The organism is Kitasatospora sp. NPDC101183 (assembly GCF_044767945.1).
Classification (GTDB): Bacteria; Actinomycetota; Actinomycetes; order Streptomycetales; family Streptomycetaceae; genus Kitasatospora.
In genome coordinates, this window is the sequence record NZ_JBIWOW010000050.1 from 23,658 (window position 1) to 34,181 (window position 10,524).

At 72.1% G+C, this 10,524-nt stretch carries 7 protein-coding genes; 5 read left to right on the top strand and 2 right to left on the bottom strand.

Annotated features, from left to right (window positions below; genetic code table 11):
- Positions 1 to 119 precede the first annotated feature (119 nt).
- From metH to ACIRRS_RS37450, 3 genes are all read left to right on the top strand, one after another.
- Positions 120 to 3,632, top strand: coding sequence for a methionine synthase (gene metH, locus ACIRRS_RS37440; protein ID WP_402981225.1), 3,513 nt, complete (start codon positions 120 to 122; stop codon positions 3,630 to 3,632).
- 141 nt (positions 3,633 to 3,773) lie between these two features.
- Positions 3,774 to 4,478 (top strand): HAD family hydrolase, encoded by a 705-nt coding sequence (locus ACIRRS_RS37445; RefSeq protein ID WP_402981228.1) that lies wholly within the window; start codon positions 3,774 to 3,776, stop codon positions 4,476 to 4,478.
- A gap of 221 nt (positions 4,479 to 4,699) precedes the next feature.
- Entirely contained in the window at positions 4,700 to 6,313 is a 1,614-nt protein-coding gene (locus tag ACIRRS_RS37450; protein WP_402981230.1) for an ABC transporter substrate-binding protein, read from the top strand.
- 68 nt (positions 6,314 to 6,381) lie between these two features.
- On the opposite strand, the gene ACIRRS_RS37455 is transcribed toward ACIRRS_RS37450, so the two are convergent.
- Together ACIRRS_RS37455 and ACIRRS_RS37460 are read right to left on the bottom strand one after the other, a co-directional pair.
- Positions 6,382 to 7,053: a response regulator gene (locus ACIRRS_RS37455; RefSeq protein ID WP_402981233.1), complete on the bottom strand. Its 672-nt coding sequence runs from the start codon at positions 7,051 to 7,053 to the stop codon at positions 6,382 to 6,384.
- Entirely contained in the window at positions 7,050 to 7,970 is a 921-nt protein-coding gene (locus ACIRRS_RS37460) for a RecB family exonuclease (RefSeq protein ID WP_402981235.1), read from the bottom strand. The genes ACIRRS_RS37455 and ACIRRS_RS37460 overlap by 4 nt, the downstream gene beginning before the upstream one ends.
- A 167-nt stretch (positions 7,971 to 8,137) precedes the next feature.
- On the opposite strand from ACIRRS_RS37460, the gene ACIRRS_RS37465 reads away from it, so the two are divergent.
- Both ACIRRS_RS37465 and ACIRRS_RS37470 read left to right on the top strand, forming a co-directional pair.
- The gene (locus ACIRRS_RS37465; RefSeq protein WP_402981238.1) at positions 8,138 to 9,352 is read left to right on the top strand and encodes a site-2 protease family protein; all 1,215 of its coding nucleotides are present in this window, start codon (positions 8,138 to 8,140) and stop codon (positions 9,350 to 9,352) included.
- Between the two features lie 68 nt (positions 9,353 to 9,420).
- Positions 9,421 to 10,380, top strand: a complete 960-nt coding sequence (locus ACIRRS_RS37470) for a tRNA (adenine-N1)-methyltransferase (protein ID WP_402981240.1) — start codon at positions 9,421 to 9,423, stop codon at positions 10,378 to 10,380.
- Positions 10,381 to 10,524: the final 144 nt, after the last annotated feature.

Here is a 10,524-nt window from a genome sequence, read left to right on the forward strand (position 1 = left end):
AACGTTCAGGATACGGAATCGGTCGGCAGGCCGGGCCGGGAGCCGGATACCCTGGCCAGGTGCGCGTCCGACCAAGCGGGCGCGCAAAGCCGACAGCCGTCGCACCAGGGAGACGCCCCATGGCCACATCAGCCGTTCCGTCCATCACCCCGCAGAGCCGCGCGAACGCGCTGCGTGAGGCGCTCGCCACCCGGGTGGTGGTGGCCGACGGTGCGATGGGCACCATGCTCCAGGCGCAGGACCCGACGCTGGAGGACTTCCAGAACCTCGAAGGCTGCAACGAGGTCCTCAACGTCACCCGGCCCGACATCGTCCGCTCCGTCCACGAGGCCTACTTCGCGGTGGGCGTGGACTGCGTCGAGACCAACACCTTCGGCGCCAACTTCTCCGCCCTCGGCGAGTACGAGATCCCCGAGCGCATCTTCGAGCTCTCCGAGTCCGGCGCCCGGATCGCCCGCGAGGCGGCCGACGCCCACACCGCCGTGGACGGCCGCGTCCGCTGGGTGCTCGGCTCGATCGGCCCCGGCACCAAGCTGCCCACCCTCGGCCACGCCCCGTACGAGGTCCTGCGCGAGGGCTTCCGGGAGAACGCGGCCGGCCTGATCGCGGGCGGCGCCGACGCGCTGCTGGTCGAGACCAGCCAGGACCTGCTCCAGACCAAGGCCGCGATCCTGGGCTGCAAGCAGGCCCTGGCCGAGGCCGGGCTGGACCTGCCGGTCCTGGCCCAGGTGACCGTGGAGACCACCGGCACTATGCTGCTCGGCTCGGAGATCGGCGCGGCGCTCACCGCCCTGGAGCCGCTGGGCATCGACTACATCGGCATGAACTGCGCCACCGGCCCGGCCGAGATGAGCGAGCACCTGCGCTACCTGGCCAAGAACGCGCGGATCGGCCTGTCCTGCATGCCGAACGCGGGCCTTCCGGTGCTCGGCAAGGACGGCGCCCACTACCCGCTGTCCCCGGCCGAACTGGCCGACGCCCACGACGTGTTCACCCGCGAGTACGGCCTCTCGCTGGTCGGCGGCTGCTGCGGCACCACCCCCGAGCACCTGCGCCAGGTGGTCGAGCGCGTCCAGGGTCGCCCGGTCGCCGCCCGCGACCCGCAGCCCGAGCCCGCCGCCGCCTCGCTGTACCAGGCCGTGCCGTTCCGTCAGGACACCTCGTACCTGGCGATCGGCGAGCGCACCAACGCCAACGGCTCCAAGAAGTTCCGTGAGTCGATGCTGGCCGGCGACTGGCAGGCCTGTGTGGAGATCGCCCGCGACCAGATCCGGGACGGCTCCCACCTGCTGGACCTGTGCGTGGACTACGTCGGCCGCGACGGCGTCGCCGACATGAAGGAGATCGCCTCCCGCCTGGCGACCGCCTCCACCCTGCCGATCGTGCTGGACTCCACCGAGCCGGAGGTGCTGCGCGCCGGCCTGGAGGCCATCGGCGGCCGCGCGGTGCTCAACTCCGTCAACTACGAGGACGGCAACACCCCGGACTCGCGCTTCGGCAGGATCGCCTCGCTGGCCCGCGAGCACGGCGCCGGCCTGATCGCCCTCACCATCGACGAGGAGGGCCAGGCCCGCACCGCCGCGCACAAGGTGGAGATCGCCGAGCGCCTGATCGCCGAACTCACCGCCGACTACGGCATCGACGAGGGCTCGATCCTGGTCGACTGCCTCACCTTCACCCTCGCCACCGGCCAGGAGGAGTCCCGCCGGGACGGCATCGAGACCATCGAGGCGATCCGCGAGCTCAAGCACCGCCACCCGAAGGTGCAGACCACCCTGGGCCTGTCCAACATCTCCTTCGGCCTCAACCCGGCCGCCCGCGTGGCGCTCAACTCGGTCTTCCTGCACGAGTGCGTGGAGGCCGGCCTGGACTCGGCGATCGTGCACGCCTCCAAGATCCTGCCGATCGCCCGGATCGACGAGGCACAGCGCGAGGCCGCCCTCGACCTGGTCTACGACCGCCGCCGCGACGGCTACGACCCGCTGCAGCGCCTGCTGGAGCTGTTCGAGGGCGTCTCCACCGCCTCCGTCAAGGCCTCCAAGGCCGAGGAGCTGGCCGCGCTCCCGCTGGACGAGCGGCTGCAGCGCCGCATCATCGACGGCGAGCGCAACGGCCTGGAGGCCGACCTGGACGAGGCGCTGACGGTGCGCCCGGCGCTGGAGATCATCAACGACACCCTGCTGTCCGGCATGAAGGTGGTCGGCGAGCTCTTCGGCTCCGGCCAGATGCAGCTGCCGTTCGTGCTCCAGTCCGCCGAGGTGATGAAGACGGCGGTGGCCCACCTGGAGCCGTTCATGGAGAAGTCCGACAGCGAGGGCAAGGGCACCATCGTGCTGGCCACCGTCAAGGGCGACGTCCACGACATCGGCAAGAACCTGGTGGACATCATCCTGTCCAACAACGGCTACAACGTCGTCAACCTGGGCATCAAGCAGCCCGTCTCGGCGATCCTGGACGCCGCCCAGGAGCACAACGCGGACGTCATCGGGATGTCCGGACTGCTGGTCAAGTCCACCGTGATCATGAAGGAGAACCTGGAGGAGCTGAACCAGCGCAAGATGGCGGCCGACTACCCGGTGATCCTCGGCGGCGCGGCCCTGACCCGCGCCTACGTCGAGCAGGACCTGCACGAGATCTACGAGGGCGAGGTCCGCTACGCCCGCGACGCCTTCGAGGGCCTGCGGCTGATGGACGCGCTGATCGCCGTCAAGCGCGGCGTCCCCGGGGCCGCCCTGCCGGAGCTCAAGCAGCGCCGCCACGCCCGCGTCCAGGTGGAGGAGCCGGAGCCCGAGGTCAACCTCGGCCAGATCCGCTCGGACGTCGTGGTGGACAACCGGGTGCCGGCCCCGCCGTTCTGGGGCGACCGCATCGTCAAGGGCATCCCGTTCGCCGACTACGCCTCCTGGCTGGACGAGGACGCGCTGTTCAAGGGGCAGTGGGGCCTCAAGGCCGCCCGCGCCGGGGACGGCCCCTCGTACGAGGAGCTGGTGGAGACCGAGGGCCGGCCGCGGCTGCGCGCCTGGCTGGACCGGCTGCAGACCGAGGGCTGGCTGGAGGCCGCCGTGGTCTACGGCTACTACCCGGCCAACTCCAAGGGCGACGACCTGATCGTCTTCCAGGAGGACGGCACCGAGCGCACCCGCTTCACCTTCCCCCGCCAGCGGCGCGGGCGCCGGCTCTGCCTGGCGGACTTCTTCCGCCCGGAGGAGTCCGGCGAGCGGGACGTGCTGGGCCTGCAGGTCGTCACCATGGGCAACCGGATCTCGGAGGCGGCCAACGAGCTGTTCGCCGGGAACTCCTACCGCGACTACCTGGAGCTGCACGGCCTCTCCGTCCAGCTGGCCGAGGCGCTGGCCGAGTTCTGGCACGCCCGGGTCCGCTACGAGCTGGGCTTCTCCGGCGAGGACCCGCAGGACGTCAAGGACATGTTCGCGCTCAAGTACCGCGGCGCCCGCTTCTCGCTCGGCTACGGGGCCTGCCCCGAGCTGGAGGACCGCGCCAAGATCGCCGAGCTGCTCAAGCCCGAGCGGATCGGCGTGGTGCTCTCCGAGGAGTTCCAGCTGCACCCGGAGCAGTCCACGGACGCGATCGTGATCCACCACCCCGAGGCGAAGTACTTCAACGCCCGGTAATCCGGTCGCCCCGTCGCGTTCGCTCTTTCCGGGAGGGGCGGGCGTATTCTGGATGATCCTGAACGGGCCGGTCCGCTGACCAGCGGGCCGGCCCGTGCCATCCCCGGGTTCGCCCGGGCCCCGGACGGAAGGACGCCCGCCATGACCTCCACCACCACCGCCACGCGCGTGCTCGACCACGGGGACGACCGGGGCCTCCAGGCGGTGCTGCTGGACATGGACGGGACGCTCGTCGACACCGAGGACTTCTGGTGGCAGGCGGAGGTCTCGCTCTTCGAGGAGCTGGGCCACCGGCTGGACGAGGCGGACCGCGCCCACGTGGTCGGCGGCCCGATGACCAGGGTGATGGACTACCTGGTCGGCCGTACGGGCGTGGACATCGCCCCGGCCGACCTCGGCGTGATGGTCAACGAGCGCTTCGTGGACCTGCTCGCCGGCGGCGTCCCGCTGATGCCGGGCGCCGAGCGGCTGCTCAACACCCTCGGCGCGCACGGGATCCCGGCCGCCCTGGTGTCCGCCTCGCACCGGCACGTGATCGACATCGTGCTGCGCTCGCTGGGCGCCGAGCACTTCGCCTTCACCATCGGCGGCGACGAGGTGGCGCGCACCAAGCCGTTCCCCGACCCGTACCTGGAGGCGGCCCGCCGCCTGGGCGCCGAGCCGGGCCGCTGCGTGGTGATCGAGGACACCCCGACCGGGGTGCGGGCGGGCGAGGCGGCCGGCTGCCCGGTCATCGCGGTGCCCTCGGTGGCGCCGATCGAGGCGGCCCCGGGGCGCCTGGTGGTCTCCTCGCTGGAGCAGGTGGACCTGGAGCTGCTGCGCTCGCTCGTGGCCACTCGGGTGTGATTGTCATCTCATCTAAGGATGACCTTACCGGCTGGTAAGGGAACGGTTCGTACCGCCTTCGAGCTCCCCCCGGGGAGAAATCGGGCAATGCCTGACAACTCGTCGGGCGTCGTCGACTGCCCTCAACTCCCGTGTCCCAAACGTCATCTTCACGGGTATCGGTCGAATGTGTTCGATATGGCACGCTACTCGGGTTCGTACCCCACCCCAAGGACGCGCCCGTGAGAACTCCCGCTGAACGCCTGGCAGCACTCGGTTGTGCCGGCCTGGTCGCCGTGACGCTGACCGGCTGCGGGTCGGTGACCGACGCCGTCAAGGGCGGCGGCGGCAAGGCGATCACCATGGGCACCACCCAGCTCACCGGTGTGCTGGACCCGGCGGCCGCGTACGACCAGGCCTCCTGGCTGCTGCTGCGCAACACCTTCCAGTCGCTGCTGGCCTTCCCCGCCGCCTCCAGCGCGCCCTCCCCGGACGCCGCGCAGTCCTGCGAGTTCACCGGCGGCGACGCCACCCAGTACCACTGCACCCTGCGCCCCGGCCTCAAGTTCTCCAACGGCCACGCGCTGACCGCGCAGGACGTGGTGTTCTCCATCGAGCGCACCCGGAAGATCAACGACCAGAACGGCCCGGGCCCGCTGCTCTCCTCGATCAAGTCCGTCGAGGCCAAGGGCGACAACGAGGTGCTCTTCCACCTCAACGCCCCCGACGCGACCCTCCCGGCCAAGCTCGCCGGCCCGGCCGGCGCCATCGTCGACCACCAGGTCTACCCGGCCGACAAGACCGTCCCCAACGACAAGCTGATCGGCTCCGGCCCGTACCGCTTCGAGTCGGTCGAGATGGTCAAGGCCGGCAAGGGCGACGGCCAGCAGCTGGGCAAGGTCGTGCTCGCGCCGAACGACAAGTACAGCGGCGAGGCCAAGCTGCGCAACGGCAAGTTCACGGTGAAGTACTTCGACCAGCCCGCCGACCTCAAGGCCGCGCTGGACAAGGGCGAGGTCGACCTCACCGACAACAGCCTGGAGCCGAACACCGCCGCCCAGATGCACTCGGAGCAGCAGTCCGGCGCCTCGGACGTGCAGGTCGTCGAGGGCGACAGCAACGACACCCGCTCGCTGGTCTTCAACACCAAGGACCAGATCGGCGGCAACCTCGCCGTCCGCCAGGCCGCCGCCCAGCTGCTCGACCGCAAGGCGCTCGCCCGCGACGTCTTCGCCCGCACCGTCCAGCCGCTGTACTCGCTCGTCCCGGCCGGCGTGAACGGCCACACCACCGCCTTCTTCGACCGCTACGGCGACCAGGACCCGGTCAAGGCCAAGAAGATCCTGACCGACGCCAAGGTCCAGATCCCGGTCAAGCTCACCCTCACCTGGGCGCGCTCGCGGGCCGGCAACGCCGAGCCGGACACCCTCAAGAAGCAGCTGGAGGCCGGCGGCCTCTTCCAGGTGACGGTCCAGCAGGAGTCCGACTGGGACGCCTACAAGAAGGGCTGGGCCGAGGGCAAGTACCAGGCGTACATCATCGGTTGGTTCGCCGACTACCCGGACCCGGACAACTACATCGCCCCGCTGATCGTCGAGGGCGGCGCGTACCACCACGGCTGGGACGACCCGCGCATCAGCGGCAAGCTGGTGCCGGACGGCCTCAAGCAGGCCGACCGCAGCGCCGCCGTCAGCGGCTACGCGCAGATCCAGCAGATCGTCGCCGAGAACGCGCCGCTCATCCCGCTGTACCAGAACAAGGCGTTCTTCGCCGCCCGTTCGTACATCACCGGCGTCGAGTCCACCGTCGACACCACCGGCGTGTTCCGCTTCTGGGACATCGGCCGCAGCAAGTAGCCGCGCCCGTACGGCACAAGGCCCGCCCCCGGCTCGACGAGAGCCGGGGGCGGGCCTGTTCGCGCGTCCTACAGCGTGCCGGGGCGGACCAGCCCGCTCTCGTACGCGTACACCGCGGCCTGCACCCGGTCGCGCAGCTGGAGCTTGGTCAGCACGTGGCCGACGTGGGTCTTCACCGTCGTCTCGCTGACGAACAGTTCGGCCGCGATCTCCGCGTTCGACAGCCCGCGGGCCACCAGCTTCAGCACCTCCAGCTCCCGCTCGGTCAGCGCGCCCAGGGCCTGCGGCGGCGCCTCCTCGCCCGAGGGCAGCTTGGTGGCGTACATGTCCAGCAGCCGGCGGGTGATGCTCGGCGCCAGCATGGCCGCGCCGTCGGCGACCACCCGGATCGCCTGCACCAGCTCCTCCGCCGGGACGTCCTTGAGCAGGAAGCCGCTGGCACCGGCGCGCAGCGCCTCCACCACGTACTCGTCCAGGTCGAAGGTGGTCAGCACCAGCACCTTGGCCGGGCCGTCGCGGCCGGGGCCGGCGATCCTGCGGGTCGCCTCGACGCCGTCCATCCGCGGCATCCGGATGTCCATCAGCACCACGTCGGGCTGCAGCGCCCGCACCTGGTCCAGCGCCTGCTGACCGTCGCCGGCCTCACCGACCACCACCAGGTCGGTCTCGGCCTCCAGGATCATCCGGAAACCCGTGCGCAGCAGCGGCTGGTCGTCGACCAGCAGCACTCGGATCGTCACTCGGACTCCTTGCTCATCAGATCCCCCGTGGGATCGTCCTTCTCGGACGTACGTGCTTGTGCCGGCACCGGAAGGGGGTACGGCGGCGGGGTGCCCCCGAACTCCGGGCAGCTGGCCTGATGATCGCACCAGTCGCAGAGCCGGTTGCGGGTGGCGGGGAAGTCCCCGGTGGCCACGGCGTGGCCGATCCGCTCCCACAGCGCCAGCAGCTTGCGCTCCACCGCCAGCAGGTCCGCCTCGTCCGGGTCGTAGCTGACCACGTCCCCGCCCCCGCCGAGGTAGACCAGCTGGAGGCGCTTGGGGATCACGCCCTTCCAGCGCCACACCACCAGCGCGTAGAACTTCATCTGGAACATCGCCCTGCCCTCGAAGTCCCGCGAGGGCGCCCGGCCGGTCTTGTAGTCCACCAGCCGGACCTCGCCGGTCGGGGCGACGTCCACCCGGTCGATGTACCCGCGCAGCAGCAGGCCCGACTCCAGTGCCGTCTCCACGTACAGCTCGCGCTCCGCCGGGTGCAGCCGCGTCGGGTCCTCCAGGCGGAACCACTGGCCGACCAGCTTCTCCGCGTCCGCCAGCCAGCGGGTCAGCGCCGCGCCGTCCGGGTCGTCCGGGAACAGCCCCGACAGCTCCGGGCGCTCCCCGAGCAGCCGCTCCCACTGCGGGCGCAGCAGCCCCAGCGCCCGCTCGGGCGTACGGTCCGCCGCAGGGGAGTCGAACAGCCGCTCCAGCACCGCGTGCACCAGGGTGCCCCTCGTCGCCGCCGCGCTCGGCGGCTCGGGGAGCCGGTCGATCACCCGCAGCCGGTACAGCAGGGGACAGGTCAGGAAGTCCCCCGCCCGGGACGGGGACAGGCCGGTCGGCGCCGCCGCCGGGCGGGCGGGGGCCCCGGCGGGACTGGTGGTGTCGGTCTGCTGCATGCCCACGACCCTATTGCCCTTTGCTGTCATCCCGCTGCCACCGCTCTGCCACGCCCCCCTCCACGATGGGTAGGAAGGGATCGTGGGGCGCGCGCCGTCGCAGGCCCGCGATCACGTAGCGTGGGCGCACCGGGCACGACGCGGGGGAGACGACCGAAGGGATCACGGTGAGCGACAGCAGGGGGCAGCAGACCTCCGACCAGCCGCCGAAGGGCGACCGCGGGCGCCGGCCCGAGCAGCCCGGCCGCGGCGGCGGCATCCTGATGGGCCGCCCCTTCGGCGTGCCGATCTACGTCACCCCCTCCTGGTTCGTCATCGCCGCCCTGATCACCTGGGTCTTCGGCGGCCAGCTCGGCGACGTCCTGCCCGACCTCGGCGGCACCCGCTACCTGCTCGCCTTCTGCTTCGCCGTCGCCTTCTACGCCTCCGTCCTGGTGCACGAGCTCGCCCACACCCTGGTCGCGCTGCGCTACCGGCTCGGGGTGCGGCGCATCCAGCTCCAGTTCTTCGGCGGCGTCTCCGAGATCGAGAAGGAGGCCGAGTCGCCCTGGCGCGAGTTCTGGCTCGCCTTCGTCGGCCCGCTGCTCTCGCTCGCCCTCGGCGGGCTGTTCCTGCTCTCGCTCCAGTTCGTGGAGCTCTCCACGATCCCCGGGGTGCTGCTCACGGGCCTGGCGGTCTCCAACTTCGTCGTCGCCGCCTTCAACCTGCTGCCCGGCCTCCCGCTGGACGGCGGCCGGATGCTGCGCGCCGTCGTCTGGGCGATCACCGGCAGACCGATGACCGGCACCGTCGCCGCCGCCTGGGTCGGCCGGGTGCTCGCCGTCGCCGTCCTGATCGGCCTGCCGCTGGTCAACGCCTCGCGCGGCTCCGGCCGGGAGCTCTCCGGCACGGACACCCTCGTCGACGCCGTCCTGGCCGCCGTCCTGGCCGCGATCATCTGGAACGGCGCCACCGCGAGCCTGCGCAACGCCCGGCTCAAGGAGGTCCTGCCCGGCCTGCGGCTGCGCGACCTCGCCCGCCGCGCCGTCGAGGTCACCGCCGACACCCCCCTCGGCGAGGCCATGCGCCGCGCCCACGAGGCCCAGGCCGGCGCCGTCGTCGTGGTCGACGGCCGGGGCGAGCCGATCGCCATCGTCCGCGAGTCCGCCGTACGGGCCGTGCCCGAGCACCGCCGCCCCTGGGTCTCCGTCGGCCCGCTCTCCCGGGACCTCGAACCCGGGATGCGCCTGGACGCCGACCTCGGCGGCGAGGACCTGCTGCGCGCCCTCCAGGCCACCCCGGCGGGGGAGTACCTCGTCGTCGAGGCGGACGGCCGGATGTTCGGCGTCGCCGCGCTCACCGACATCGAGCAGCGCCTGACCTCCGCCCTGGCAGGGCGCTGAGCAGGCCTTGATCATCGAGCGACGGCCCTGGTCGGGCGGGCCCGCGCGCTTCCCGTAGGATTGCCCGCATGTCCGAACCGACCGGTGCCGCCCGCCGACGCGGGCCCTTCCAGGTCGGGGACCAGGTCCAGCTGACCGACCCCAAGGGTCGCCACTACACGTTCACGCTCCAGGCCGGGAACCAGTTCCACACCCACAAGGGTGCGTTCCCCCACGACGAGCTGATCGGCGCCCCCGAGGGCACGGTCGTGCGCACCACGGGGAACGTCCCGTACCTCGCGCTGCGCCCCCTGCTCCCCGACTACGTCCTGTCCATGCCGCGCGGCGCCGCCGTGATCTACCCCAAGGACGCGGGGCAGATCCTGGCGATGGCCGACATCTTCGCGGGCGCCCGCGTGGTCGAGGCCGGCGTCGGCTCCGGCGCGCTCAGCACGTACCTGCTGCGCGCCGTCGGCGAGCAGGGCATGCTGGCCTCCTACGAGCGCCGGCAGGACTTCGCCGACATCGCCCAGGGGAACGTCGAGCGCTACTTCGGCGGCCCGCACCCGGCGTGGAAGCTCACCGTCGGCGACCTCCAGGACAACCTGGTCGAGACCGACGTCGACCGCGTCATCCTCGACATGCTCGCCCCCTGGGAGTGCCTGGACGTCGCCGCCAAGGCGCTCGTCCCCGGCGGCCTGATCTGCTGCTACGTGGCCACCACCACGCAGATGTCGCGCACCGTCGAGGCGCTGCGCGAACACGGCAGCTACACCGAGCCGCAGGCCTGGGAGACCATGGTCCGCACCTGGCACCTCGAGGGCCTGGCCGTCCGCCCGGACCACCGGATGATCGGCCACACCGGCTTCCTGCTCACCGCCCGCCGCCTGGCGGACGGTGTCGAGCCGCCACTGCGCCGCCGCCGCCCCGCCAAGGGCGCGTACGGCGAGGAGTACGACAACGGGGCGCCCGAGCCGTCCCTCCAGGAGCGCGCCGCGGCCCGCAAGGCCTCCCGTGACGCCGACCCGGAGCAGCCCGACCTCGGCTGACCGTCCAGAGCTGTGAAGGGGTGGGGGGGGGGGGGGGGCCCCCCCCCCCCCCCGGGGGGGGGGCCCCCCCGGGGGGGGGGGGGGGGGGGGCGCCCCCCCCCCCCGGGGGGCCCCCGGGGGGGGGGCGCGGGGGGGGCGCGCCCC